Source organism: Pseudomonas sp. C2.3V (assembly GCF_058536325.1).
This window is the reverse complement of record NZ_JBZUBN010000001.1, coordinates 3,021,466-3,046,341: the sequence shown is the minus strand read 5'-3', so window position 1 is coordinate 3,046,341 and position 24,876 is coordinate 3,021,466. Positions and strand designations below refer to the sequence as shown.

The 24,876-nt window shown below is 55.1% G+C and carries 23 protein-coding genes; 12 read left to right on the top strand and 11 right to left on the bottom strand.

Features of this window, described 5'->3' with window-relative positions; translation table 11 throughout:
• Positions 1 to 7: 7 nt before the first annotated feature.
• A complete protein-coding gene (locus AC4LF3_RS14530) occupies positions 8 to 2,029 on the bottom strand; it encodes a sensor histidine kinase (protein WP_491835568.1) in 2,022 nt (673 codons plus the stop codon).
• A 42-nt stretch (positions 2,030 to 2,071) separates the two neighbouring features.
• A complete protein-coding gene (locus AC4LF3_RS14525; RefSeq protein WP_491835566.1) occupies positions 2,072 to 2,986 on the bottom strand; it encodes a putative 2-dehydropantoate 2-reductase in 915 nt (304 codons plus the stop codon).
• 160 nt (positions 2,987 to 3,146) lie between these two features.
• On the opposite strand from AC4LF3_RS14525, the gene AC4LF3_RS14520 reads away from it, so the two are divergent.
• On the top strand, positions 3,147 to 3,626 hold the full coding sequence (locus AC4LF3_RS14520; RefSeq protein WP_010795300.1) for a YajQ family cyclic di-GMP-binding protein: 480 nt from the start codon (positions 3,147 to 3,149) through the stop codon (positions 3,624 to 3,626).
• Positions 3,627 to 3,743: 117 nt separating this feature from the next.
• Complete coding sequence (locus AC4LF3_RS14515) at positions 3,744 to 4,589, top strand: mechanosensitive ion channel family protein (RefSeq protein ID WP_074824775.1); 846 nt, start codon at positions 3,744 to 3,746, stop codon at positions 4,587 to 4,589.
• A gap of 40 nt (positions 4,590 to 4,629) precedes the next feature.
• Here the strand turns inward: AC4LF3_RS14515 and AC4LF3_RS14510 are convergent, their stop codons facing one another.
• The gene (locus AC4LF3_RS14510; RefSeq protein ID WP_491835564.1) at positions 4,630 to 6,357 is read right to left on the bottom strand and encodes an AmpG family muropeptide MFS transporter; all 1,728 of its coding nucleotides are present in this window, start codon (positions 6,355 to 6,357) and stop codon (positions 4,630 to 4,632) included.
• Positions 6,358 to 6,386: 29 nt separating this feature from the next.
• On the bottom strand, positions 6,387 to 6,740 hold the full coding sequence (locus AC4LF3_RS14505; protein ID WP_074824768.1) for an MGMT family protein: 354 nt from the start codon (positions 6,738 to 6,740) through the stop codon (positions 6,387 to 6,389).
• A gap of 186 nt (positions 6,741 to 6,926) precedes the next feature.
• Here AC4LF3_RS14505 and AC4LF3_RS14500 point away from each other — a divergent pair, with 186 nt between their 5' ends.
• The 4 genes from AC4LF3_RS14500 to groL all read left to right on the top strand — a co-directional run bounded on the left by AC4LF3_RS14500 (position 6,927) and on the right by groL (position 10,826).
• Positions 6,927 to 7,940, top strand: a complete 1,014-nt coding sequence (locus AC4LF3_RS14500; protein WP_074824765.1) for a DUF481 domain-containing protein — start codon at positions 6,927 to 6,929, stop codon at positions 7,938 to 7,940.
• Positions 7,941 to 8,169: 229 nt separating this feature from the next.
• Entirely contained in the window at positions 8,170 to 8,649 is a 480-nt protein-coding gene (locus AC4LF3_RS14495; protein WP_010795295.1) for an FxsA family protein, read from the top strand.
• Positions 8,650 to 8,846: 197 nt separating this feature from the next.
• A complete protein-coding gene (locus AC4LF3_RS14490) occupies positions 8,847 to 9,140 on the top strand; it encodes a co-chaperone GroES (RefSeq protein WP_010795294.1) in 294 nt (97 codons plus the stop codon).
• Positions 9,141 to 9,185: 45 nt separating this feature from the next.
• Entirely contained in the window at positions 9,186 to 10,826 is a 1,641-nt protein-coding gene (gene groL / locus AC4LF3_RS14485; protein ID WP_010795293.1) for a chaperonin GroEL, read from the top strand.
• 62 nt (positions 10,827 to 10,888) lie between these two features.
• Here the strand turns inward: groL and AC4LF3_RS14480 are convergent, their stop codons facing one another.
• Entirely contained in the window at positions 10,889 to 11,617 is a 729-nt protein-coding gene (locus AC4LF3_RS14480) for a phosphatase PAP2 family protein (protein ID WP_407362151.1), read from the bottom strand.
• A gap of 174 nt (positions 11,618 to 11,791) precedes the next feature.
• Between AC4LF3_RS14480 and AC4LF3_RS14475 the strand changes: the two genes are divergently transcribed.
• From AC4LF3_RS14475 to pncB, 6 genes are all read left to right on the top strand, one after another.
• Positions 11,792 to 12,475: a response regulator transcription factor gene (locus tag AC4LF3_RS14475; protein WP_122041947.1), complete on the top strand. Its 684-nt coding sequence runs from the start codon at positions 11,792 to 11,794 to the stop codon at positions 12,473 to 12,475.
• On the top strand, positions 12,465 to 13,760 hold the full coding sequence (locus AC4LF3_RS14470; protein WP_407362150.1) for a sensor histidine kinase: 1,296 nt from the start codon (positions 12,465 to 12,467) through the stop codon (positions 13,758 to 13,760). The genes AC4LF3_RS14475 and AC4LF3_RS14470 overlap by 11 nt, the downstream gene beginning before the upstream one ends.
• A gap of 79 nt (positions 13,761 to 13,839) precedes the next feature.
• On the top strand, positions 13,840 to 14,520 hold the full coding sequence (locus AC4LF3_RS14465; RefSeq protein WP_491835560.1) for a class I SAM-dependent methyltransferase: 681 nt from the start codon (positions 13,840 to 13,842) through the stop codon (positions 14,518 to 14,520).
• A gap of 2 nt (positions 14,521 to 14,522) precedes the next feature.
• Positions 14,523 to 15,248: a lipopolysaccharide kinase InaA family protein gene (locus AC4LF3_RS14460; protein WP_491835559.1), complete on the top strand. Its 726-nt coding sequence runs from the start codon at positions 14,523 to 14,525 to the stop codon at positions 15,246 to 15,248.
• The gene (locus AC4LF3_RS14455; protein WP_491835558.1) at positions 15,245 to 15,472 is read left to right on the top strand and encodes a hypothetical protein; all 228 of its coding nucleotides are present in this window, start codon (positions 15,245 to 15,247) and stop codon (positions 15,470 to 15,472) included. Before AC4LF3_RS14460 ends, AC4LF3_RS14455 begins: the two co-directional genes overlap by 4 nt.
• 94 nt (positions 15,473 to 15,566) lie before the next feature.
• On the top strand, positions 15,567 to 16,766 hold the full coding sequence (gene pncB, locus AC4LF3_RS14450) for a nicotinate phosphoribosyltransferase (RefSeq protein ID WP_010795286.1): 1,200 nt from the start codon (positions 15,567 to 15,569) through the stop codon (positions 16,764 to 16,766).
• A gap of 30 nt (positions 16,767 to 16,796) precedes the next feature.
• Here the strand turns inward: pncB and AC4LF3_RS14445 are convergent, their stop codons facing one another.
• The 6 genes from AC4LF3_RS14445 to AC4LF3_RS14420 all read right to left on the bottom strand — a co-directional run bounded on the left by AC4LF3_RS14445 (position 16,797) and on the right by AC4LF3_RS14420 (position 24,743).
• The gene (locus tag AC4LF3_RS14445) at positions 16,797 to 17,879 is read right to left on the bottom strand and encodes a DUF1513 domain-containing protein (RefSeq protein WP_491835557.1); all 1,083 of its coding nucleotides are present in this window, start codon (positions 17,877 to 17,879) and stop codon (positions 16,797 to 16,799) included.
• A gap of 22 nt (positions 17,880 to 17,901) precedes the next feature.
• Entirely contained in the window at positions 17,902 to 18,966 is a 1,065-nt protein-coding gene (locus AC4LF3_RS14440) for an imelysin family protein (RefSeq protein ID WP_010795284.1), read from the bottom strand.
• 10 nt (positions 18,967 to 18,976) lie between these two features.
• Positions 18,977 to 20,395, bottom strand: coding sequence for a di-heme oxidoreductase family protein (locus tag AC4LF3_RS14435; protein ID WP_491835555.1), 1,419 nt, complete (start codon positions 20,393 to 20,395; stop codon positions 18,977 to 18,979).
• 102 nt (positions 20,396 to 20,497) lie between these two features.
• On the bottom strand, positions 20,498 to 21,838 hold the full coding sequence (locus AC4LF3_RS14430) for an imelysin family protein (protein ID WP_491835553.1): 1,341 nt from the start codon (positions 21,836 to 21,838) through the stop codon (positions 20,498 to 20,500).
• Positions 21,839 to 21,942: 104 nt separating this feature from the next.
• On the bottom strand, positions 21,943 to 24,009 hold the full coding sequence (locus AC4LF3_RS14425; protein ID WP_219652595.1) for a putative bifunctional diguanylate cyclase/phosphodiesterase: 2,067 nt from the start codon (positions 24,007 to 24,009) through the stop codon (positions 21,943 to 21,945).
• 152 nt (positions 24,010 to 24,161) lie between these two features.
• A complete protein-coding gene (locus AC4LF3_RS14420) occupies positions 24,162 to 24,743 on the bottom strand; it encodes a superoxide dismutase (protein ID WP_010795280.1) in 582 nt (193 codons plus the stop codon).
• Positions 24,744 to 24,876: the final 133 nt, after the last annotated feature.

Sequence of the window (24,876 nt, the reverse complement as noted above, 5' to 3'; positions counted from 1 at the left end):
CTTGGTATCAGTTGTTGCCTGCCTCCGGCTGATTGAGCGGCAAGCGCAGGGTAAAGCAGGTGCCTTCACCAGGTCTGGAATGGACCTCCATTTGACCCTTGTGGTTATTGGTAATGATGAAATAAGACACGGACAAACCCAGTCCGGTCCCTTGTCCCACTTCCTTGGTGGTAAAGAAGGGTTCGAAGATCCGCTTGCAAATTGATTCCGGAATCCCGATCCCATTGTCCTCAACCTGAATTTCTGCCCAATCGCCTCGGCGGTATGTACGCAGCACCACACGGCCCGTTTCGCCTTCTTCTTCATCATCCCGTTGATGAATGGCCTGGGCCGCGTTCTTCAACAGATTGAGGAGAACCTGCTCAAGTTCATTGGCAATAACCGGTACGGGCCCCAGATCCGGATCAAATTCACATTGGATATTGAGTGCGCGGAAGTCGAAACCTTCTGCCAGGTCAAAATCATTGCCAGCAATTTCGATGGCCTGGTCGATCAAGGAGGGCAGGTCGCAGGCGACCATCTTGCGGTTGCTTCGACGACTGAAAGCCAGCATGTGACTGACGATTTTGGCGGCACGGCTTCCAGCCTGATGAATCCCATCAAGAAGGCGGGGGATTTCCCGTCCCTCCAGGTAGCAGTTCACATCCTCCAGTCCCACGCCGCACTCTGCTGCCTGATCGATATTCTTGGGAAGCTCTGGCGAAAGTCGGCGGCGGATATTCTGGACGTTATGCAGGATGGCACCGAGCGGATTATTAATTTCATGCGCCATGCCCGCAGCCAAGCCACCGACCGAGAGCATTTTTTCGGACTGCACCATCAGCTCTTCCATGTTCAGGCGCTGGGTGATGTCATCGATTCGGATGACGACTCCGCGTCCGGCACCGCCCATGAGTGGATAAAAGGTCAGCGTGTAATGTCGGGGAGCGTCAATCAGCGCCCAGGTGACACGCTCTACTTTTTCCACACGCATATGTTCGGCCGCGCGACTTAGCTGGGGAAGAAACGGTTTGATTGAGGGGAAGGCCAGAAAAATAGGTTGATTCAACGCCTCATCCAGATTGGTGCCTGAGAGGTTGGTTGCCTCCTGGTTCCACTGCGTCACATAGAACTGCTCATCGACAGCAATCAGTGCCGATGGCATCGAGTCGATGATGCTGTTGAGGTAATTTTGAAAGCCAGTGAGCTTTTTCTCGATCTTGCCCCGTACCTGAACTTCCAGTTCGAGCTTTCGGTTCGAGCGCCGTGTTTCTTCGGCCAAGGTTTGAGCCTGAAGCACTGCGGACTGGGCGTCATCACGGGCGCGTTTGAGCTGTTGCTCTCGGCCCTCGATGCGGGTCAGCATTGTATTGAAAGCATCTGCCAGCCGACCTATTTCGTCGTCACTACCCTTGCCAGCGCGCAGCGAGTAGTTTTCCTCGCGGGTAACCTGGCGAGACAGCTCTTCCAGCTGAAGGATCGGCCGGGTGATCAACAGACGAATCTGTCTGGCCACAACAAACCAGAGCAGGAGACTGAACACCAGAATGGCGATACTGGCGGTCAGCGTTCCGGTATAGAAGGCTCCGGGTAACTCGCTGCTGGCGACCAGCAGCAAATGGCCGGAGCGGCCATCTTCTTGAGGAAGCTCGATCAGCACATTCGTACGAAACTCACGCAAGCGCCAGTTTTCAAGGCTTGTGTAATGCGTAGGCAGCCTTAGCAACGTGCCATTTTGTATTTCGGCAAGTAGATGCCCGTCCTGGTTGTAAATGGCGGCCAGGCGGAGCGGGCTGTAATTGTCGAGTCGATGCAGAAGCGCTTCAGCCCGCTCCTTGGAGCTCAGCGCCTCCTGGCTCAGCGTGGGGATTGCCAGCAGCCTGCCAACCGTTTGCAACGCCTGGGGCGTCATGTTTTCCTGGGAAATCCAGTAGGCTGCAGAGATGAAGGTAATGTTAGCTACCAGCAACACAGCGCTTAACAGTACAAGAAGCGCAGCCAACAACTTCTGGCCAACCGGAAGATTTCTGAGTCGCTCGCGCAGAATCATGGCTTACATCGCTGCAATAGGATCGGAAAGGGTAGCCTGCGCTTAGTCTACCGGCAATCCATGGGTCCCTAGATGATCGATCAAGTGGCGATGGAGTTGCTCAAGGGCGCCCAGCTTGAGTCCATGGCGCTGGGCCTCTTGCAGTGCATGGCCAAGCAAAAAACTGATTTCCGTACGACGCCCATGAGCAACGTCCTGAAGCATCGATGAGGTGTTGTCGGCAGTCGCATCAATTACAGCCAGCACCGCTTCCTGAAGGCCAGGGGCAAGGTTTCCGTGCCCGACTGCCTCTAATAACGCGCCCAGCTCAAGGGTGAGGGCTTTGATCTCGCTAGCGTAGGCGTTGAGCTCACCATTACGGCATTTATGGAGCACCGTTAAAGGGTTGATGGCACAGTTGATGGCAAGCTTGCGCCAGAGTTGCCCCATGATTTCTATTGACCACTGGACCGGTATGCCCGCCTCGTTGAGCTCATCCAGCCACTCCGGTACATGATCGGGATGAGCCGGATCACCCAGCCAAGTGTGGCCTTTCCCAGCCTGGACGATGCTGAAATCGGACTCACGGAAGGCGCCTTCCGTGCTGCTTGCAAGTATGCAGCGAGCCCGCGGTATACGCTCGACTACGCGCTCCTGGCTGCCAATGCCGTTCTGCAGCAGAACCACTTCAGCGCCAGGAATGAGGCGGGATGCCACGGCTGCGACGGCGTCCTCCGCATCGTAAGCCTTGCAGGCCACCAGCAGGCGTCGGATGGGGGAGGTCTCTTGAGGTGTTTCGGCAGGCAATGGGTAAAGGCTGTCCTGCTCACCCTCACGTAAGGAGAGTCCACCGGCTGCCCGGTATTGGGCCAGGCGCAAGCGGTCTTTGAAGATCAGGCGTACCGGGATGCCTGCGCGAAACAAGCGCGCTGCCCATAACCCTCCCAGACTTCCAGCTCCCAGAATGTGCCAGCTCATGACGTTATACCTCGTTAGCAAAAATAGAAGGAACCCATGTTTCACGTCCGGGCAGGATGGAATTCCGGGTAATCGACCACAGTCGTTATAATGGCTGCCCCTTTTTGATCGTCAAGCCAGTCGCATCAAGTCAAGCGCCTGGCCTACATGGAGATATGACATGCCTTCTTTTGATGTAGTGTCCGAACTGGATAAACATGAAGTGACCAATGCGGTTGAAAATGCCATGAAGGAACTGGACCGCCGCTATGACCTACGCGGAAAGGGCTCCTTTGAATTCAAAGAGCTTACCGTCACGCTAACGGCGGAAGCGGATTTTCAACTTGAGCAGATGTTGGAGATCCTGAAAATGAATTTAGCCAAGCGCAAGATCGATGTGCAGTGTCTGGAAGTTAAGGATGCCTATGCCTCTGGCAAAAGTGTCAAGCAGGAAGTTGTACTGCGTGAAGGCATCGATAAGGAGCTTGCCAAAAAAATCGTTGCCACCATCAAGGACAGCAAGATCAAGGTTCAGGCCGCAATCCAGGGCGAGCAGGTCCGCGTGACTGGCAAGAAGCGCGATGAGCTTCAGGAAACCATTGCCATGTTGCGCGGCCAAGAATTGGGCATGCCGCTCCAGTTCAACAACTTCCGTGATTGATTCCAGCTTCTTTATGTAGTTTGTCTCAACGGAATCTTCGAAGTACCGGTACGTCGTACATGGCGTGACTAACGGCTATTGGCCGGTCATTTCCATTGATTTAAGGAGAATCCCACGATGGATTTCAGTGCGCAGTTTGATCGTCTACTCAGAGCTTCCGAAGCATGGTTGCCGATCCTGCTGCAGTATACTGGGCAGTTGCTGCTGGCCTTGCTGACCTTGGCCATTGGCTGGTGGGTTATCAACAAGATCACCGACAACATGGCCCGCCTTCTGAAGGCGCGCCGTGTTGACGCCGAACTGCTTGGCTTCGTTGGCAGCCTGGCCAATATCGTACTCAAGGTGCTGCTTGCTGTCAGCGTAGCCTCCATGATCGGTATTGCTACTACCTCATTCGTCGCTGTGATTGGTGCAGCAGGATTGGCTGTGGGGCTGGCCTTGCAGGGTAGCCTTGCGAATTTTGCCGGCGGCGTCTTGATTCTCATGTTCCGGCCTTACCGCGTCGGTGAATTCATCGAGGCGCAGGGCGTTATGGGTACTGTCGAATCGGTCCAGATCTTCCATACGATTCTGCTGACAGGCGACAACAAGACTGTAACCATCCCCAACGGCACACTATCCAACGGGATCATTACCAACTATTCGCGCCAGCCCAAGCGTAAAGTCATTTTCAACGTGGGTGTCGACTACGAAGCCAACTTGCAGAAGGGGCGGGAAATGCTGCTCAAGCTGGCCGAGGACGCTCGTGTCCATCAGGACCCTGCCCCTGAGGTCGTTGTCTCTGAGTTGGGTGATAGCGCCATTACCTTGTCGCTACGTTTTTGGACCAACAGCGGCGATTACTGGCCACTTATGTTCATGCTCAATGAGCGTGCTCGCGATCAGCTGGCTGAGGTCGGAATTGGCATTCCGTTCCCACAGCGAGTGGTCCATATGGTGTCGGAAAAGCCTGCCACCACCTGATAATAAAAAGCCCGCTTCTACGCGGGCTTTTTATTATCCATTACGGCGTCGTGGGCTCCCCGGCGGGTTGTTGGCTCGATGCCTTGCGCTGCTGCAACCAGAGCACAACGATCAGCACAAGGGTGGGAATTCCCAATAGGGTTGTAATCATGAAAAAGGATACATACCCGACATGCTCAACCACGCTGCCCGAGTATCCACCCAGCAAGCGAGGCAGCAGCAACATCAACGAGCTAAGCAGCGCATATTGGGTGGCTGAAAAGCGTAGGTTCGTAAGGCTGGACAGGTAAGCGATAAAGGCCGAGGAGGCGAGGCCTGCACTGAAGTTATCGCAGCAGATGGCAACAACCAGAAGCATGGTATTGGCACCTGTTGTGGCAATCAGCGCAAAAAGCAGGTTAGTCAATGCAGAGGCCAGTCCGCCGAGAAAGAGGATCGGTAGAATGCTGATTCGAGCCGTCAGGACGCCTCCTGCTGCTGCACCCAATAACGTCATCACCACGCCAAATACCTTGCTGACCATGGCAATCGTTTCCTTGCTATAGCCAACATCGATATAGAACACACCCGCCATGACGCCCATGACGGTATCAGACAGGCGATAGGTCGAGATCAATCCCAGCAGCATGAGCGCTTGCCAGCGATAACGTTGGATGAATTCGCTGACCGGTGTCAGAACCGGGCCCATGAGCTTACGCCCTGAGCTGGACAGGCACAGGGAGGCAATCAGCAGATACATAAGTCCACGGGGCCAGTAGCCACCAAAGAACGCCTGGCAGCCACCGGTTACAGCAATACACAGTACGATCAGCACGATGACCGAGACCGCCTGATGAGCAAAGTCAAAGCGGGGAACTTCGTTTTCGTTACTGGCAGTCTGGTGCAGGTCCATAGGCTGCCGAATCTTTTCCAGCAAATCCTTGATGGGCTCATAGATACGGCGTCCCCAAGGGGACACGCAGCCAATGATGAACAAAGCGTACAACATTGCACGAGGCCAGGCGAAATCGATGATGGCGTTGATCATAGCGGGAATCGAAATCAGCATGACCAAGACCAGGGCAACCGACAGCAGTTGATGGTTGAAGCCAAAGCGTGAATCGGCCAGGCCCATGGGAGCCGCCAGTAAAGGTTCACGAATCAGAAGGCTGGTCAGCAGACCCGGCAGTACCAGCAATGCAAAAAGCATATAAGTCGTCGCCCAGGCGGACTGGCTGTAATTCATCAGGCTGGACCCAAGCATTTCGGCCAGGAATAGTGCACCTGCACTCGCCAGAAGAGAGGCGATTCGGTAGCCGGTCATATAACAGGCAGCCAGAGCCGCCTGCCGGGAATCCTCTGCTATCTCCAGCCGGTAGGCATCTACTGCGATGTCCTGCGTGGCCGATGCAAAGGCCACCACAACGGCCAGGGCAATCATGGCACTCAAATGATATTGCGGGTTACACAACGCCATGCCCAGCAAACCCAGACCTATTAGGATCTGCGATAAGACCAGCCAGGAGCGTCGACGACCCAGACTGCCAATGACCGGCAGGCGCCACTGATCGAGCATGGGCGACCATACCCATTTGAAGGCGTAGGCAAGACCGATCCAGCTGGCATACCCGATGGTTTCACGCGAGACGCCAGCCTCCCTCAACCAGACGGACAGGGTCGAGAAAACCAGCATCGTCGGAAGGCCTGCGGCAAACCCCATCAGCAGCAAGGCCAGACAGGCAGGGGACTTGTACGTGGCGAGGGCTTCTCGCCAGAAGTTTCTGATCATGCGAACCGGTATTTACAAAAACACACACTCTACTCGCAAGCCTGAAGTGGATTCCACCTGTGCCGACGCATGTCCACCCGATCATTGTGAAAAATGATGCCTTCAGCCCGTAATCGCTGTCGTTGCTCGATACCCGAAAGGGAATCGGACGGTAAGCTGATTCGACCATCTGCCCCGATCACTCGATGCCAGGGAAGGGTGGTCCCTTCCGGCAGACGGGAAAGTGTCCGTCCCACCCATCGAGCCGCACGGCCCAAGCCAGCCAGTTCAGCTAACTGACCGTAGCTGACGACCTTTCCAGGCGGTATTTCTGCCATGACGCCGAAAAGCGCTGCCTGGCGAGTCTCGGGTGTGTCTGAATGTTGGAAAAGGGAGTGAGGCATAGGACTGAACTCGACGTATTTCAAAAAACAAGCAAAGAAATGCTGGGCCAGTGGAATTTGCTAATGAAAATCAGTCATATGCGCTTGGCGTGAAAAGGTTGCTCAACCTCACCCGCGATTATTTCTGCTTTCTTAACAAGGGCCGGACAAACATAACCGGTTCATATCTCTACAACGGCGTCTTTTATGTTGTCACGAACTCTCTTTTGCCTTGCCGCTTTTTCAGCCCTTTCCAGTACCGCTTTTGCGGACACGGTATGGCTGAAAAATGGTGACCGCTTGACCGGGACGATCAAGCTTTTAGACAGCAAGAAGCTATTGTTGCAGACCGATTACGGTGGCTCCATTCCCTTATCCTGGGACAAGGTGGCTACGCTGCAGCGCGATCAGCCCGTGCTGGTGCAGCGTGGTGAATACGAGGAGGATGTCGAGGTCAAGAGCCTCAAGCCTGCCGGCCAGGGTCAGGTCATTGTCGAAACGGCAGAGCAGGGCGCGCAGACCGTACCGCTGGCGAGCATCAGCCAGATTGTGCCACCAAAGCCGCTCCTGCATGACTTTACCTGGAAGGGCAACATCGATGCGGCATTGAATTACAAGCGTGCCGACAAGGATACAGACGACTACGACATCGACTTCAAGACTCAGGCTCGGCACGGCATGTGGCGTCATAATGCCCAGGGCAGTTACGACCGTGAAAAGAAGGACGGAGCGGTATCCACGGATAACTGGTCGCTTCAGTACGCGCTGGATCGTTTCTTCAATGAAAAGTTTTTCTGGCAGGGGCGGCTGTCTTACGACAGGGACAAAGTCGAAGACATCGCTCGCCAGCGTCACGTTGGTACAGGCCCGGGCTATCAGCTCTGGGATAACGAGCTGGGATCCTTCTCCCTGACAGCGCTGCTGGATCGCGCCGACTATCAATACCGCGATGGTGACAAGGACAGCTTCTACTCGGTATCCATGAAGTGGGACTACAACCGTTACGTATACGGACAGACGGTTCAGCTATTCACTACTGGTGAAGTAGGACGCCCGCTGGACAATACCGCAGACTTCAGCCTGGATACGGATTTAGGGCTGCGCTACAAGGTCACCAACTGGGCGTCTCTTAACCTGAAGGCGTCAAAGCAGCTGGTTAGCGGGGCCAAGGGAAGTCTCAACGAAACCCAATACAGCGCAGGGATCGGCGTAACGTGGTAACTGCTTGTGCTAGGGCGCCCCTGTGGCGCCTTAGCCAGCCAGTAGTCAGCTGACTCCTCATCAATCCATACCTTGTAACACTCCTTTCTATTGCGCAGAAGCCCGTGTCGCCTGGCCTTGAGTGTCTATTGATAGCGTGATTCCACACGCAAGGGTTGAATTAATCCCTGGTCAACGCCACCTTGGAGTTTTGGTAGGTTCGGCCTTGGAGGCCCCAAAGGACACTGCGATGCGCAAATTCCTGTTTCTGTTTTTACTGTTTCCCCTGTTGGAACTGGCAGTCATGATCAAGATTGGCAGTTCCATTGGAGTCGGTTGGACGTTGATCCTGCTGGTCCTGAGCACTCTCATTGGTATTGGCATGCTTCGGGTGGCCGGCTTCACGACGCTTTGGCGGGCTCGTATACGTATTGCCATGGGTGAAGTGCCTGAGAAAGAGATCATGCAGGGACTGACGATGGCCGTCAGCGGCTCCTTGTTTGTCCTGCCCGGCTTTATCAGTGATGTGCTGGCGCTGCTGGTGCTGTTACCCATTACACGCAAGTTGCTGATAGGGTCTGTAATGGCGCGGATCAATGTGCGCGGAGGCGGGCAGACTTATCAGCACAGACCGGGTGATTTTCATCAGAATCATCAGCGCCCCGAGGCCCCTCGCGTGATCGAAGGTGAGTACGAGCGGCGAGATGATAAGAAGCCGTTTAATCACTGAATTAGAAAAATTTTTTTGCTCTGCCCCTTGAAATGATTTTCTACAACCTCATGTAGCGGACACCGTAAGGTTCTTGCCATTGGCAGGCTGAATTCGCACCTTGCATTGCAGGGTGCACCCGGCGAAGCCGGTTAAAACAAAACAGCCGGTGGTCTTCACCGGTAATTGGAAACGCTTACATATTAGGAGATACGACTATGAAGCTTCGTCCTCTGCATGATCGCGTCGTGATCCGTCGCAGCGAAGAAGAAACCAAGACTGCTGGCGGCATCGTGCTGCCGGGCTCGGCTGCCGAAAAGCCGAATCGTGGTGAAGTCGTTGCGGTAGGAACCGGTCGCGTTCTGGATAACGGCGAAGTTCGCGCTCCAGCTGTAAAGGTTGGCGACAAAGTAGTATTTGGTCCCTATTCCGGCAGCAACGCCATCAAGGTTGATGGTGAAGAACTGCTGATCATGGCTGAGTCCGAGATCCTGGCTGTACTGGAAGGCTGATTGCCGATCCCTGTTTCCACCGAATTCGTTTAGAGGAAAAAGAACATGGCTGCTAAAGAAGTCAAATTCGGCGACTCCGCCCGCAAGAAAATGCTGGTCGGCGTAAACGTTCTGGCTGACGCTGTAAAGGCAACACTGGGCCCGAAAGGTCGTAACGTTGTTCTGGACAAGAGCTTTGGCGCTCCGACCATCACCAAAGATGGCGTTTCCGTTGCCAAAGAAATCGAGCTGAAAGACAAGTTCGAAAACATGGGTGCTCAGCTGGTCAAGGACGTTGCGTCCAAGGCTAACGATGCAGCTGGTGACGGTACTACCACTGCTACCGTTCTGGCTCAGTCCATCGTGAACGAAGGCCTGAAGGCTGTTGCTGCCGGCATGAACCCAATGGATCTGAAGCGCGGCATCGACAAGGCAACCATCGCCATCGTTGCTCAGCTGAAAGAACTGTCCAAGCCTTGCGCCGATTTCCGTGCCATCGCTCAGGTAGGTACCATTTCCGCCAACTCCGACGAATCCATTGGCAGCATCATTGCTGAAGCCATGGAAAAAGTAGGCAAGGAAGGCGTGATCACTGTTGAAGAAGGTTCCGGCCTGGAAAACGAACTGTCTGTCGTAGAAGGCATGCAGTTTGACCGTGGCTACCTGTCTCCTTACTTCATCAACAAGCCGGACACCATGTCCGCCGAGCTGGACAACCCGCTGCTGCTGTTGGTTGACAAGAAGATCTCCAACATCCGCGAAATGCTGCCGGTGCTGGAATCCGTTGCCAAGGCTGGCCGTCCGCTGCTGATCGTTGCTGAAGACGTTGAAGGCGAAGCGCTGGCTACTCTGGTCGTCAACAACATGCGTGGCATCGTCAAGGTTGCTGCTGTCAAGGCGCCTGGCTTCGGTGATCGCCGCAAGGCCATGCTGCAGGATATCGCCATCCTGACTGGCGGCACTGTGATCTCTGAAGAAGTAGGCCTGAGCCTGGAAAGCACCACTCTGGAGCACCTGGGTCAAGCCAAGCGCGTTGTTATCAACAAGGAAAACACCACTGTTATCGACGGTGCTGGCGTTCAGGTTGATATCGAAGCTCGCGTCAAGCAGATCCGTGCTCAGATCGAAGAGACTTCTTCCGATTACGACCGCGAAAAACTGCAAGAGCGTCTGGCCAAGCTGGCTGGCGGTGTTGCTGTGATCAAGGTGGGTGCGGCAACTGAAGTTGAAATGAAAGAGAAGAAGGCTCGCGTTGAAGACGCCCTGCACGCAACCCGTGCAGCCGTTGAAGAAGGCGTGGTGCCTGGCGGTGGCGTAGCCCTGGTTCGTTCCCTGCAGGCCATCGAAGGTCTGAAAGGCGACAACGAAGATCAGAACGTAGGTATCGCTCTGCTGCGTCGTGCTGTTGAAGCACCTCTGCGCCAGATCGTTGCCAACGCGGGTGGCGAGCCAAGCGTCGTAGTTGACAAGGTCAAGGCCGGTGAAGGCAACTACGGCTTCAACGCTGCGACTGGCGAATACGGCGATATGATCGAGATGGGTATTCTTGACCCGGCTAAAGTGACTCGTAGCGCCCTGCAGGCTGCTGCCTCTATTGGCGGTCTGATGGTAACTACCGAAGCCATGGTTGCTGATATCCCAGAAGACAAGGCTGCTCCGGCAATGCCTGACATGGGCGGCATGGGCGGTATGGGCGGCATGATGTAAGCCACCCAGCTACCTAGCTGAAAAAGCCCGGCCTAATGGTCGGGCTTTTTTATAGGCAATACTTAAAGCGCAGACGGGGCGGGAGCAGTCTTTTCTGGTGAGGAGGCCGGACGGTAAAGCATCAATCGGTAAAAAGCCAGGCACACCAGCCAATCAAAAAGTGCCGTCCATATGTTATGGGAAAGAAAGTGGGCCCCTTGCATCATCCGTCCGATGGAAAAGATACAGCCCAGCGCGAAGGCTGCAGCCAGCGCAGCGCGTGCCAGCCGTGCACGGCGATCGCGTAAAAAGAAGTAGAACGCAAACAAGGTAAAACCACTGGAAGCATGGCCGCCGGGCCAGCACAAATTGTTCTTGTTGGTCGCGGGACGCTCTGACAATAACGGGGAGTAAACCTGGTCACCTCCATACTGAACCAGGCTCCAGGGGCAGGGGACGTCGGTCAGCTTTTTCAGTGGCATGACAAGCGCTGTACACGTACCCATTGCAAGCACCAAGTATCCCAACGACTTGCGCCAGGGTTTCAGAGGTGTCCAGAAAAAGCTCAGGATCAAGCCTGCAATGGCAATAATACCGATCAGGATAACCAGCTGTTTGGCCCGATCATGCAGAACATCCTCAAGAAAGGCACTGTGTCGCCCAATAAACCCTGTGCCTGGATCATAGAATGCATCGGCCAGTGCAAAGTCGAGGCGTGTGGGCTCAACACTCAATAAAAGAATCATTACTGCCAAAGGCAGACCCAGAGCCCAGAAAAAGTTGAGCGGGCGAGAGTAAGCAGAAGCGTTCATGGGTATCCTAGAAGGAGAGAGGCAATTGTTTACAGGGAAGGCAGTTTCTATCTGAGCAGATGAAACAGGGCGCTCCTGTACAGTGCGCTGTGCCTTGTCATGCCCAGGTGAATGGGTAGTGAAAAAGATGTTAAACAGGCCTGCTGCGACCGCGCGAGGCTATGAGGTGAGTTCATGCGTATTCTGGTGGTTGAAGATAACCGCGATATCTTGAGTAATCTGATGGATTACTTGAGTCTCAAGGGATATACAGTCGACTGTGCCCAGGATGGGCTCTCAGGCCTGCACTTGGCGGCAACCGAGCATTATGATCTGTTGATTCTCGATATCATGTTGCCGGGAATCGATGGGTACACGTTATGTCAGCGCTTGCGTGAGGATGCCCGGCGCGATACTCCGGTTATCATGCTAACGGCGCGAGATCAGTTGGATGACCGTCTCAAGGGGTTTCGCTCTGGCGCAGACGATTACCTGATCAAGCCTTTCGCCTTGTCGGAGTTGGCTGCTCGGATCGAAGCGGTGATGCGCAGGACGCGTGGAGGAGGCAGGCGGCAGCTCCAGGTGGCTGATCTTGTTTATGATCTCGACACGCTGGAAGTTAGCCGTGGGGGTAAATCGCTCAAGCTAAATCCCATCGGTCTCAAGCTGCTTGCGGCGCTCATGCAAAAAAGTCCGCATGTGATTCGGCGAGAAGTCCTGGAAGAGACGCTTTGGGGAGATGACTGCCCTGACAGCGATAGTCTGCGCAGTCATATTCACCAGCTCCGCCAAGTTATAGACAAGCCCTTTGAAACGTCCTTGCTCCATACGGTACATGGTGTGGGCTACCGCCTGACGAACGATAGCGATGGAGTATAAGCAGAGCCTTTTACGCCGGATCATCATTGCGTTTGTGTTGATGACCGTAGTGGTGGGCAGCCTGTTCTCCTTTGGTATTGTTGAGGTTGTACACCTGGTTGAAGAACAGCTGATCTCCGAAGACATGAGCAACGAGCTGAATCGCATGTTGCGACGAGACATGCGAAACGGTGGTCAGCCGGTGCTGGATCCTGGCATGAAGCTCTACTACGCGCCGGAAAATGAGCCACAGTCATTGCCGCCGGATTTAGTGGGGCTCAAGCAGGGCTTCAGTGAGGTCAAGGAGGGCGGTCGGTACTACTATGCCTGGGTTCGGTTCCAGGATGGGCGGCACTACATCCTTTTGCAGGATCAAAGTGATTTTGAGCGACGGGAAAAGGCTCTTTACCGGGTCGTGCTCAAGGGGTTTTTGCTCAGTGTGGCGTTGTCAGGCCTTCTCGGCTGGTTGCTGGCGCGCCGAGTCATTGCTCCGGTCAGTCGTCTGGCTCGTCAGGTTCGACATCGTGACCAGATGCTGCTGATGGCTCCTCCATTGGCCCCGGATTATGCCAATGATGAAGTAGGGGAATTGGCAGCGGCGTTTGACGACGCATTAGGTCAGTTGCGTGATGCGCTTACCCGAGAGCAGTTGTTTACCAGTGATGTGAGCCATGAGTTGCGAACACCACTGATGGTGATTGCCACATCATGTGAGTTGCTGGCTGAGGATCCAGGCCTGGGCCCCAGAGGCAAGGCACAGCTGCAGCGAATGGTGAGCGCTACCGAAGAAATGCGGGATCTGGTGCAAACCTTTCTCCAGTTGGCCAGAGCACAGCGCGACGGGGCGGTCATTGCGCCTCGCAGTTCGCTCAGAACGATTGCCGATGAGCTGGTGCTGCAGTGGCAGGGAGCAATCGAGGCCAAGGGGCTAACCTTGAGGTATGAACCTGGGGGTTATGAACATCAGCAGACCTACAACGCCCCATTCCTGCGGTCTGTCATGAGTAATCTGCTGCGTAACGCACTTCATTACACGGATGCGGGTGAAATTCGCCTGACGTTGGAGGAGGCTGCTTTTACGGTGGAAGACACGGGCAGCGGCATTCCTGAAGCTCAACATGATGAGGTCTTCAAGCCCTTTGTACGAGGTAGTGCAAGACGTGGCGAGGGGTTAGGGCTTGGCCTCTCACTGGTCCATCGTATCTGCCAGTTGCAGGGATGGAAGGTTGCATTGACTAATCGTCAGCCAAACGGCTGCTGTTTCCGGGTTGAGTTGGCATTGCCAGAAAGCGGCAAAAACGATTGACGTAATTTTCACATGACCTTGACCCTGATTTAACGGTGCGCTCCATAAGGTGGCTTCATCTGACTTATGGAGTGCCGCCATGAAATCCACGATTGAGCTTCCCTTCTCCGAGAAATATGACCGCGCGCATGCCGAGCAGTACTTCAAGAAACACCAGGATGGCATGGCTCGCCGCTTGTCTCATTGGCGAGATGAGCAACTTGCCCGCCGCGCCCTGAGGTTGGCGGGACAGCCCAATTTAGTCCTGGATCTACCATGCGGCGCCGGTCGTTTCTGGCCGCTACTCGCGGAAAAACAGAATCGGGTCATTATTGGTGCTGATAACTCAGCGGATATGTTGGCCGTCGCATGTGCCTCCCAGCCCAAAGAAGTAGTTCAGCGTGTGCGTACCTTGCAAACATCCGCTTTTGCTATCGATCTTCCTGATAACGCAGTGGACAGCATTTTCTGCATGCGCCTGGTGCATCACATTGCTGATAGCGCAGACCGCTTGGAAATGTTTAAGGAATTCAATTGTGTAACACGCGATACAGTCATTCTGTCATTATGGGTGGACGGTAACTTCAAGGCATGGCGCCGCAAGCAGCTAGAAGCCAAGCGGCAGCTCCGCAACAAAAGTACGGGTTATCAAAATCGCATTGTTCTAAATGCCGAGCAGGTCGAGCACGAATTCGTACAGACTGGTTTCAAAGTCGAAAAGCATCTTGATTTCTTGCCGCATTACTCAATGTGGCGTGTTTATGTTTTAAGAAAGGTTTGATTATGTCCGATATGTCTTTCCCACAGGGTACAACGTTGTCCAAGGGTACAGAGCGTTCCTTTGAAAACTGGTGGGGCATGTCGGGGGAGTGGGTCGAGGCGCCTAATGAGCGGCGGGGTGGAGAAAGCGGCGTCCAACGTATCCAGATCAATGACGGTACTATTGCCTATGCCAAGCGTCAGGTAGGGCATATCTATCGGAGTCTGCGTCATCCGTTTGGGCGGCCAACGGCCCTGCGTGAGCGAGATGCCTTGACTTCTATCGCCGCGCTGGGCGTGGGCGTACCGGAGCTCTTGTTTTGCGAGGCTCGACGGAATGAGCAAGGCTGGCGTGCGCTGCTGGTAAGTGCCGAACTCGATGGGTATGTATCGCTGGAAGACTGGTACGCCAGCAGTGCCCAGACGCGGTATGACCAAGCGACCCGCAATATATTCCTGAAACAACTCGGCGCTATGCTGGCCCGGCTGCATAAGGCGCGCTGGCAGCATGGCTGCCTGTATGACAAGCATGTGTTCTTGCGCGTCCGTGAAACACTAGGCGAGGTTGAGTTCGATGTTGCATTACTGGATCTCGAAAAATGCCGCCGTCGTTTCTCAGCGCGTCGTGCCGCTCGGCGGGATCTTCTGCAACTTAAGCGCCATTCGTCGCTCAGTCATGCGGACTGGCAGGCCTTGGTCTACGGTTACCAAGCAGTATTTGGCAGGGTCATCAAAGGGTTGCAGCCATGAACTTAATAATCACAAGAACTTTGCTTTTAGTGGGTGCCTTCGGCGTTACAACAGTGGCGTTTTCGGCTTGGCACGAGCCGGGTGCAACGGTAGTCCAAGGGCATGAAGGAATCTCCTATTGCCAGACTCCGGCCAACGCACGAATGGTTAAAGCGGTTCCGTCCGATGAAAACCTCATGCTGTTCTTGTATGGGATGACCCAGCGCGCGGCAGGCGCTCATTAATATTTAACGCTGCGAAGTACGGGAAAAGGGTTTTTATTCATTCAGAGCTCGGGCATGCTGTGGATGTTTGATTTGATTACCTCGAGCGAAACCTATGGCTGATGGTATTTTTTCCCGGTGCAGCGTTCAAAGCCTTCTGGATACGGACTTTTATAAGCTCACTATGATGCAGGCTGTCCTGCATAACTATCCCAATGCGGAAGTCGAGTGGGCATTTAAATGCCGAAACAATGAAGATCTTCGACCCTACGAGGCCGAGATTCGCGCCGAGATCGAACGGCTTGCCGATATCAGTATCAGTGATGAGCAGTTGGCGTTCCTCGAGCGTATCCCTTTCATCAAGCCCGACTTTATCCGCTTTCTTCGCCTGTTCCGCTTCAATCCGCGCTATGTGCATATTGGTGTTGAGAACGGTGCGTTCAGCCTGCGCCTGCGAGGCCCGTGGCTGCATCTGATCCTTTTTGAAGTGCCGATCCTTGCGTTGATAAGCGAGGTGCGCAACCGCAATCGCTACCCTGAGCAGACCTTGGAGCAAGCCCGTGAGCAGCTCTATCGCAAATTTGAGTGGCTGAAGCAGGAAGCCAGTCCGGCCGAGTTGGCCGATTTCAAAATGGCGGACTTCGGGACGCGCAGACGCTTCTCGTTTCCGGTTCAGGAGATGGTGGTCAAGGCGCTGCGAGATGATTTTCCCGGGCGTTTCGTAGGGACCAGCAACGTGCATCTGGCCCTTAGCCTGGGCGTAACCCCCCTGGGTACCATGGCGCATGAGTGGTTCATGGCACACCAGCAACTAGGGCCAAGACTGATCGACAGTCAGATCGCTGCACTGGACTGCTGGGTGCGTGAATATCGTGGGCTTTTGGGTATTGCCCTGACCGACACTGTGACCATGGATGCCTTCCTTCGCGATTTCGATCTGTATTTTGCGAAGCTGTTCGACGGCCTGCGCCACGACTCTGGTGATCCACTGACATGGGCCGAAAAAGCGATCAGGCATTACGAAAGCCTGGGCATCGACCCGATGAACAAGACCTTAGTGTTCTCCGACTCGTTAAACTTAGAAAAGGCGCTGAATCTTTACCGTGCCTTGAAGGGCCGAATCAAGGTGAGCTTTGGTATAGGCACCAACTTCACGTGTGATTTGCCGGGCGTTGCGCCAATGAATATTGTGCTCAAAATGACATCCTGCAATGGTCAGCCCGTCGCCAAGATCTCTGATGTGCCTGGCAAAACCCAAAGTGAAGATCAGGATTTTGTTTATTACCTGAAGCACGTTTTTCGGGTTGCTTCCTGAGTGAAAGGCTTGATGGGTACGCAGTACCCATCAATGCAACAGCAAATGGTTATCCCACAGGCCGGAAGGCAGTTCGAGTGGCTTCATCACGATCGGTGTCTGTCTGCAGTCATAATGGCGGCAGCGGCCCTGACCTGAAGTCACGACAAACCCGCTTGCCACTGCGCCTACGCCTGCACAATCTGGTAGAGGTGCGTCCAGCCGCAGCACGCCACTGTCCAGGTCCCAGATAAAAAAGCGATTGCCTCGAGGGGCTGTCAGGGCAACCAGTCTCAATTCGTCATGTACTGCTACGCTTGCCGTGTATTGGACCATGGATTGACGCTGCGTCTCTGCTACCGGAAAGGCTTTGAAGGCTTCTCCGGGACGCTTGATTCCGAGCATGGCGGCTGCGTCGGTGGCTGCGCCCATATATTGCTGACAGGCCAGAATGGTGCCGTCCTTTGCAATGGCCAGGTGGCGAACGCTGTTCATCTGCAGGTCCAACGTCTCCTTGGAAAGGAGCTCACCTGAGCGGCTCATCAAGACCAGGCTGGGTTCCATGGCATCCAGGTTCATTTCTACCCGGCTTTCAGCCTCGGTGCGAATTCCCCCGTTGGCAACAACAAACGTCTCTCCATCCGGCATCCAGGCTACTTCATGGGGGCCCAGACCATGGGTGCTTAGCTCATGAGAGCGAATCAGGGCTCCATCACTGAAGCGATAGGCACTTAGCAGGCCACGGCCAGGGTCCGTCGTGTCGTTCTCGGTAGCGTAGAACCACGTGCCTTCTGCGTGGAAAATCCCGTGCCCATAGAAATGACGATTTGCAGGCGAGTCGAGCGTCTGGACAAGTTTTCCATCGCGCAGGTCGATTACATAGCTCTGCGTACCTGGGCGGCGAGCCACGAAGACAGCAAAGGGCTCGCTGGGGTGCGTGACGATGGCATGGCATCGTTGCGTAACCTCGGTAACGAAAACAGCCTTGCCGTTGAGGCGATAGCCCACAGCAAAGTGGCGACCATCTACATCGTCCCGGGCAGAAAGCAGCAGGGGTTCCTGGGACCCTGACGTAAACGTCCAGCGACCCAGGCGTTGCAGGTTATGGAACAGACTACTCAACAGAGTGGACATGACGGATACCCAATGTCGTTACTCAATCACCATCGTTGGCGTTGAACCCTAACTGGATGCCAAGGGCCTTGGCCAGCTCGCCTTCATGCAGACGATGTACGGTATTGAGGCTGTCATAAAAGGCGTTCAGTTTGGCGACGCCCGCCTCGTTACTGAGCCAGGACTTCAGCGGCTGTTGTTGCAGCTCTGCCAGCTGTTTGCTGCTCTCGGCATAAGCGGTATCGATTTTATCAGCCAAGGGTTTTTGTTCCTTGGGCAACAAGGCACGTAGCCCTTTACCGTCTACGCCATTCCACAGCGCCTGGGCGCCAGCAAGGCTCGCGGCAATACTGAGAAGCGACGATTCGCTACGCCAGGCTTCAGCCTGGTATGGCTGTGGAATACCTTTGCTTTGTCTACCCAGCGGAACGCCCAGCTTTTTCTTCAGGCTGTCTAGCGCTGTGACCTGTACCCGCAAAAGGTCGGCAATAGCTTCCTGAGCATCGGCATAGCGTTGATTCGGAAACTTGGAGAGCTGCGCCAGCATGCCATCCGTTTCCTTCCAGCGGGTAAGAATACGCTGTGCCAGCTCCTGCTGGTGCTCGGCAATGGCTGTCAGAAGCGGACAGTAGCGTGCCCTCTGTTCTGCATTAGCCAGTTCGATATTGCTGTCGAACAGAATGTATTCATACGCCGTCAGGCCCTGGACGACAACGCTGGCTTTGTCCAAGGTGGCCTTATCAACCTGAGGATTACTCTTGAGCAGCTGTTCCACCTGGCGGGCGACCAGGTTTTTCTTGTCGGGGTAGAACTGCACTTGCCAAGCCGTATTATTTTCGGCCAGCGGGCCGATCAACAGCGGTTGCAGTTCGGCCCAGGCCTTTTGTGCGTTGAAAAAGGCTTCACGAGCCTTGCCAAGCTCTTCCTTGCCGGAGCAGAAGGCTACGGCGCTGCTCGCCAATGCCCGATCGGTTTCCACCCAGCGAGCGTACGCCGGTAGCAGGACCTGCTCGGCCAGGGCGGCGCTGGTCTGGGCCTGTTGATTCTGTGGCGAGCAGGCACCGAGTGCCAGGGCAAGCCCGGTTAGCAAAAGCCGAGGGCGGAACATGCAACGCTCCTTATAGCGAATTCAGGAATTCAAGCAGGGCAGTACGCTCTTCGGCGTTGAGCCCTAATACGTTTTGCTTGGCCGCCTCAGCTTCTCCGCCATGCCAGAGAATGGCTTCAAGCAGGTTGCGAGCACGACCATCATGTAAAAATTGTGTATGACCACTGACCTTTTGTGTCAGGCCTATTCCCCACAAGGGGGGAGTACGCCACTCACGACCACTGGCCAGAAATTCGGAGCGATTGTCGGCGAGTCCTTCGCCCATGTCATGCAATAAAAGATCGCTGTAGGGGTGAATGGTCTGATTGGCCAGTTCAGGGACCGCAGCGTTGGCAGCCGTCTTGAAGGTGGGTATGTGACAGGCAGGACATCCCGATGCGTAAAACAGAGTCTTGCCTTGCAGCACGGAAGGCTTGTCGACTCCGCGTCTGACGGGAACCGCAAGGTTGCGCGTATAAAAGAGCACCATGCGGCGAATATTGTCGCTGACTTCCGGATCACCCCTATTAGGTGCCTGCTTGCAGGCTGTCTGAGCCTCTGTGCAATCGTCATTGGGGACCAGGCTGGTCGTCAGACCCATGTCGCCGGAAAACGCCGTGGCGTTCTGTTGGTCAAGTGTGGGCTGGCCTGCCTTCCAGCCGAAGCGGCCCAGCATGGTCTTCTGTTCAGCAAAGCTCCAGACCCAGTTGGCTCGTCCAGAAATACCATCCCTGTTGTCATCGTTGGGATCGGCATTCTTGAGGATGTCACTTTCCGATATGGCTTCCAGAAGGCCCAGACCAATCATGGGTGGCGCTACACGTGCGGAGAACTGGGCTTGTGGATGAAACGGACCGTACCCGAGACTTTCTATGCGCAGCGTAGGCTTTCGCAGGGTGATGACGGTGCCATCCTTAAATGTGACCGGTACGTCCGCGTAATCGAACCTGACCTTGCCCTCTGGCGGAACGCCAGGAATGGCATTGTCCTGTAGCTGTCCGCCATAGGTGGGTTCGGGTACAACGCCCAGTCTTTTCAGGGTCTCCTGGTCCTGCGGTCCGCCGGGTATGGATAGTCTGACCAACATGGTGAAGGCATTGGTTGCGTGTGGCCCCGGCGGATGACCGCGACCGTCGCTCAGGTGGCAGCTCTGACAGGCGTTGATATTGAACAACGGCCCCAGACCATCTCGTGCTGTTGTGGAGGAGGGCGCGATGACCCACGGATTGCGGAAAAAACTGTTACCTACGCTGAAATCCAGACGCTGAGCGGGCGTTAGGTTGTTAGAGGGAAACGAGAAGGCATTGGCGCTCTGGTCATTGACGCTGGCTGTACCCGCCGACAAGGCCTCGCCCGGTTCTGCGTGGGTAAAGTGCGGTGAGTCATCACAGGCACTGAGAAGCGAGACGAGAAGCGCCAGGGGGGGCAAACGAAGGGAAGCTAGTGTCATCAGAGCCAAACGGTACCGTTAAATGATCGACCTGAACGTATCGAAGCCACGGCAGGTAGGGCCTGCCGTGGCTTCGTAAAAACGCCGTGCCCTTGGGGCGGATCAGAATTCGTGATCGGCGTTATCGGGCTTCAGATCTTGGATGCCCAGCTTGGCCGCGGCCTGTTCGATGGCGCCGGTCTGCTTGACCAGGGCCTGAATGGCGTCACGGATCTTTTGCTGGTCGGCGGTGTTATCCGGAGCGATCATCTGGTCGTAATGAACACCGCCCTTCTCGGCACGATCAACAATGGCCTGCATCTTGGCCTGGGTATCGTCGAGATCAGCCTTGAGCGTGGCATCGGCTTGCGGGTCAGCCTTGGCAACCAGTTCGGAAAGGCTTGGGCCTTTCACCTCTGTACCGTCGATACGCTTGTACTGGCCCAGATAAACATTGCGAATGCCCAGTGCATCGTAATAAAGGGTGTGATGGGTATCGTCGCTGAAGCAGTCATGCTCGTCTTCAGTCGAGTTGGCTTCCAGAGATACCTTCATACGCTCGCCGGCCAGTTCTCCCAGCGACAGACTGCCCATGCCGAACAGCATCTTGCGAATACCGGAGTCTGCACTTTCCTGCTCCAGCGTCGCGCGGTAGTTATCAGGTACGCCCGGCTCCCACTGACCAGCCATGTACTCAAGGTCGTTAACCAGGAGATCAGTTACCGCTTTCAGGTACGCGCGACGGCGATCGCAGTGACCACCCGTGCAGCCATCCCCTGCAAGATAATCCGTTGCGGGGCGGTTGCCTGCACCGGGGCCTGTCCCGTTAAGGTCCTGACCCCACAGCAGAAATTCGATTGCATGGTAACCCGTCGCCACGTTGGCTTCCGAGCCGGCCAGCTCATTCAGACTGGCCAGCTTTTCACCAGTAATGTCCTTGACGTCAACCTTGTCTTCACCAATCTGAATCTCTTGGTTGGCAATGATGTTGGCAGTAGCAGCCGGGTTACCGGTCGCATGTTGATAATCGGATGCAACATAGTCGATCAGGCCTTCATCCAGAGGCCATGCGTTGAGCTGACCTTCCCAGTCATCCACAACAGGGTTGCCAAAGCGGAAGGCTTCTGACTGGGAATAGGGCGTGCGCGCTGCCATCCAGGCCTCTCGAGCCGCTTTTAGTGTGGCGTCGGAAGGGGAGGCCAGGAAGGCATCGACGGCTTTCTGCAGATTCTGACCCGCTGTAAAGGCGTCGCTGAACACAGCCTCGGCAATGTCAGCGTAATTCTTGATCACGGCCTTGGCTGCGGCTTCATCCGGTTTCGCCGCCTGTGACGTTGTCGCTGAGGTGGCTGCAGGGGCTGCTGCTTGATTGGCGGGTGCCTGTTCTTTCTTGTCGTCACCACAGCCTGCCAGGGAAATGGCGATAGCGAGGAGGCTTACGCTCGCCCAATGCATACGGGTCATTCCGGAATCCTTTTCTAAAATAGGGTGCTCATTACATGAGCCTGGAGAAAAGCCGGATAATAATGCGAAAGATTTTCATTTTTGAAAACCCTTTTCGCCAGGGGTCAGTGCTTTACTGGCATAACCCGTGAAATGGGCAGACCTTGAGTACGCGCCTCGATAACCGCGGGGATCTGATCGGCGGGGATTGGCTTGCTGTAGAAATAACCCTGACCCTCGTCACAGCCTTGCTCCACAATGTAGGCCTCCTGCAGGTCGGTTTCCACACCTTCCGCGATAAGCTCTTTGTTGAGGCTTTTGCCCAGTTGGATAATGGCGCGTACCAAGGGGGCGTCGTCTTTTTCGTCGCTCAGATCCTGCACGAAACTCTTGTCGATCTTGATTTTGTCCAGAGGCAGTCGCTTCAGATAAGCCAGAGAGCTATAACCGGTGCCGAAATCATCCAGTGCTATCAGCGCGCCGACTTCCCTGAGACGACGCAGCGTTTGCACGGCAGTGTCCACATCTTCCATCAGTGCCGTTTCAGTAACCTCAAGCTCCAGCCGCTTGGGCGGAATCCCGTGGCGTAACAGGAGCGATTGTATAAACGCAGGCAGATTTTCCTGTTGTAGCTGCACAGCTGACAGGTTGATGGCCATGCGTAGGGAGGTGTAACCGCTTGCGTACCAGGTATGCAGTTGACTGCAGGCCTGCTCAAGCACCCATTCTCCGAGAGCTACGATGCTGCCAGTGCGCTCGGCCAGGGGAATGAATACATCGGGTGGAATGAATCCGTGGACAGGATGATTCCAGCGTAATAGGGCTTCCACTCCACTGATCCGTTGGCTCGCATAGTCAATCTGAGGTTGGTAGACCAGATAAAGCTCCTGGCGTCTCAGGGCTTCACGAAGGTCCTTTGCCAAACCGCGCCTGAAGCGGATGTCCTGATCCACACTGGCCACGTAGAACTTGTAGCCGCTATGACCCTGGGTTTTTACCAGGGCCATCGTCTGCTCGGCACGCTGCATCAACTGGTCGGCGGTCTGGCCATCCTCCGGGTATAGCGTGATGCCGATCGAAGCGCTCAGGTGGGCTTGATACTGTTCGACACTGAATGGCGAATCGAGTGCATCCAGAGCAGCATGGGCCAGTTCAGCGGCTTCGTCGGGTTGCCTGATCAGTTTGATGAGCGCAAAGCGATCCCCTCCCAGCCGCCCAAAACCGTCTACTCCCGGGCAGCCCGCCCGCAGCCGGGTTACCAGTTTGAGCAGAAGCCTGTCGCCTACCTGATAACCGTATTGCTCGTTAATGCTTTTGAAATCATCAAGGCCCAGGCACAGCACGGCTACGCTCAGGTTTTGTCGATCCGCCTCGGAAAGGGTCCACTCAAGCTGACCATGAAAGGCTTGTCGATTGGAAAGGCCGGTCAGCAGGTCATGCTGACTGATCCGTTGAAGGTTGCTGATGGCCTCTTCACGAAGCGCTGTGTTTTGCTCGATCGAGGCAAGTAGCTGGTTGGCAGTGTTTATCCAGCGGCCCAGTTCGTTCTGCTCATGTCCTTTGAGGAGGGGGAGAGGTTTGTGGCCTGGCAGACCGGGTTTGATCGCCGCCAGATGGTTGAGCAGTCGGGAAAGGGGGCGCGTCAGAACCCAGTGATAGACCAGATAAAGCGCCAGCACCAGAATCAGGACGCGAACCAGTAACGAGACGAGGATAAAGGCTGAGTTCTTTAAAAATTTCTGCCCGTAAGGGGCTGTGTCCACAGCGATGCGCAAGTCGCCATAATACTCCTCAACCGGTGGCTCGCCTGTAAGACGGATGCTGAAGCGCTGCTCTTTGCCAAAGAGCCTATCAGTAAGCAGGCGTGTCGAGCCGCTGAGCAGTGGGCGAGCGTGCTCTGATAAGGGCTGCTCGCCGGGAGTGCCAATGTAAGCCTCACGAATGGAGGGATGCTTGAACAAGCCACGGGTAACATGCTCGGCCATGGTGTCATCCAGGCGATACATGGCCTGGGTGGCAGGATCCCTGAACATGGACAGCGTCTGGCGTGCGTCCGTCTGAATCTGATCACGTACCTGTCTGGCCTCATAGGCAATCTGTACGATGCCTAACAGCAGTCCGACGAGCAAGGCCGTTGGTAATGCTACAAGCAGCAGCTTCAACGACAGGCTATGCCGAATGCTCAGTTTCACTCCGTGCTCCTTTCCATGGATGGCTTTGCCATCCTATGTCATCTACAGGATGAAATGTGTAATAACCGAGTCTAGCTGTCTCTTCGCAAAAGTAGGCATGACTTAAAAACAAAACCCGGCGAAAAGCCGGGTTTTGTCGAGAGATACCAGGATCAGGCAGCGAAGTTTTTCGCTACGAAGTCCCAGTTCACCGTGTTCCAGAAGGACTCGAGGTACTTTGGACGCAGGTTGCGATAATCGATGTAGTAGGCATGTTCCCATACGTCGATGGTCAGCAAGGGCTTATCACCCGAAGTGATGGGGTTGCCAGCACCGATGGTGCTGGCCAGCGCCAGGGAACCATCCGCCTTCTTGACCAGCCAGGCCCAGCCGGAACCAAATGTGCCGATGGCCGTCTTGGTCAGCTCTTCCTTGAACTTGTCAAAGGAGCCAAATGCCGTTGCGATGGCATCTGCCAGGGCGCCCGTAGGCTGGCCGCCACCGTTAGGCGTCATGCAGTTCCAGTAGAACGTGTGGTTCCATACCTGGGCAGCGTTGTTGAAGATGGCGCCAGAGGACGTCTTGATGATGTCTTCCAGGCTTTTGCCTTCGTACTCAGTGCCGGGCACCAGGTTGTTCAGTGCGGTGACATAGGTCTGGTGGTGCTTGCCGTGATGGAATTCCAGCGTCTCGGCGGAAATATGCGGCTCGAGGGCGTTCTTCTCATAGGGCAGCGGCGGCAATTCGAAAGCCATGGTTATCTCTCCATAATGTTTCGTCAGGGCATTGCACGGCAATGGTCGACCGATCAGGCGCCGGTCTAACCTGCGGTAAGGCATTAGGCTCAATACCGCGGCGGGGGATCATAGCACTCGCTTCGTTAGCTCG

Coding starts and splice junctions, on each gene's coding strand:
- AC4LF3_RS14530 (WP_491835568.1), bottom strand. CDS start 2,029: ATGATTCTGCGCGAGCGACTCAGAAATCTTCCGGTTGGCCAGAAGTTG.
- AC4LF3_RS14525 (WP_491835566.1), bottom strand. CDS start 2,986: ATGAGCTGGCACATTCTGGGAGCTGGAAGTCTGGGAGGGTTATGGGCA.
- AC4LF3_RS14520 (WP_010795300.1), top strand. CDS start 3,147: ATGCCTTCTTTTGATGTAGTGTCCGAACTGGATAAACATGAAGTGACC.
- AC4LF3_RS14515 (WP_074824775.1), top strand. CDS start 3,744: ATGGATTTCAGTGCGCAGTTTGATCGTCTACTCAGAGCTTCCGAAGCA.
- AC4LF3_RS14510 (WP_491835564.1), bottom strand. CDS start 6,357: ATGATCAGAAACTTCTGGCGAGAAGCCCTCGCCACGTACAAGTCCCCT.
- AC4LF3_RS14505 (WP_074824768.1), bottom strand. CDS start 6,740: ATGCCTCACTCCCTTTTCCAACATTCAGACACACCCGAGACTCGCCAG.
- AC4LF3_RS14500 (WP_074824765.1), top strand. CDS start 6,927: ATGTTGTCACGAACTCTCTTTTGCCTTGCCGCTTTTTCAGCCCTTTCC.
- AC4LF3_RS14495 (WP_010795295.1), top strand. CDS start 8,170: ATGCGCAAATTCCTGTTTCTGTTTTTACTGTTTCCCCTGTTGGAACTG.
- AC4LF3_RS14490 (WP_010795294.1), top strand. CDS start 8,847: ATGAAGCTTCGTCCTCTGCATGATCGCGTCGTGATCCGTCGCAGCGAA.
- groL (WP_010795293.1), top strand. CDS start 9,186: ATGGCTGCTAAAGAAGTCAAATTCGGCGACTCCGCCCGCAAGAAAATG.
- AC4LF3_RS14480 (WP_407362151.1), bottom strand. CDS start 11,617: ATGAACGCTTCTGCTTACTCTCGCCCGCTCAACTTTTTCTGGGCTCTG.
- AC4LF3_RS14475 (WP_122041947.1), top strand. CDS start 11,792: ATGCGTATTCTGGTGGTTGAAGATAACCGCGATATCTTGAGTAATCTG.
- AC4LF3_RS14470 (WP_407362150.1), top strand. CDS start 12,465: ATGGAGTATAAGCAGAGCCTTTTACGCCGGATCATCATTGCGTTTGTG.
- AC4LF3_RS14465 (WP_491835560.1), top strand. CDS start 13,840: ATGAAATCCACGATTGAGCTTCCCTTCTCCGAGAAATATGACCGCGCG.
- AC4LF3_RS14460 (WP_491835559.1), top strand. CDS start 14,523: ATGTCCGATATGTCTTTCCCACAGGGTACAACGTTGTCCAAGGGTACA.
- AC4LF3_RS14455 (WP_491835558.1), top strand. CDS start 15,245: ATGAACTTAATAATCACAAGAACTTTGCTTTTAGTGGGTGCCTTCGGC.
- pncB (WP_010795286.1), top strand. CDS start 15,567: ATGGCTGATGGTATTTTTTCCCGGTGCAGCGTTCAAAGCCTTCTGGAT.
- AC4LF3_RS14445 (WP_491835557.1), bottom strand. CDS start 17,879: ATGTCCACTCTGTTGAGTAGTCTGTTCCATAACCTGCAACGCCTGGGT.
- AC4LF3_RS14440 (WP_010795284.1), bottom strand. CDS start 18,966: ATGTTCCGCCCTCGGCTTTTGCTAACCGGGCTTGCCCTGGCACTCGGT.
- AC4LF3_RS14435 (WP_491835555.1), bottom strand. CDS start 20,395: ATGACACTAGCTTCCCTTCGTTTGCCCCCCCTGGCGCTTCTCGTCTCG.
- AC4LF3_RS14430 (WP_491835553.1), bottom strand. CDS start 21,838: ATGACCCGTATGCATTGGGCGAGCGTAAGCCTCCTCGCTATCGCCATT.
- AC4LF3_RS14420 (WP_010795280.1), bottom strand. CDS start 24,743: ATGGCTTTCGAATTGCCGCCGCTGCCCTATGAGAAGAACGCCCTCGAG.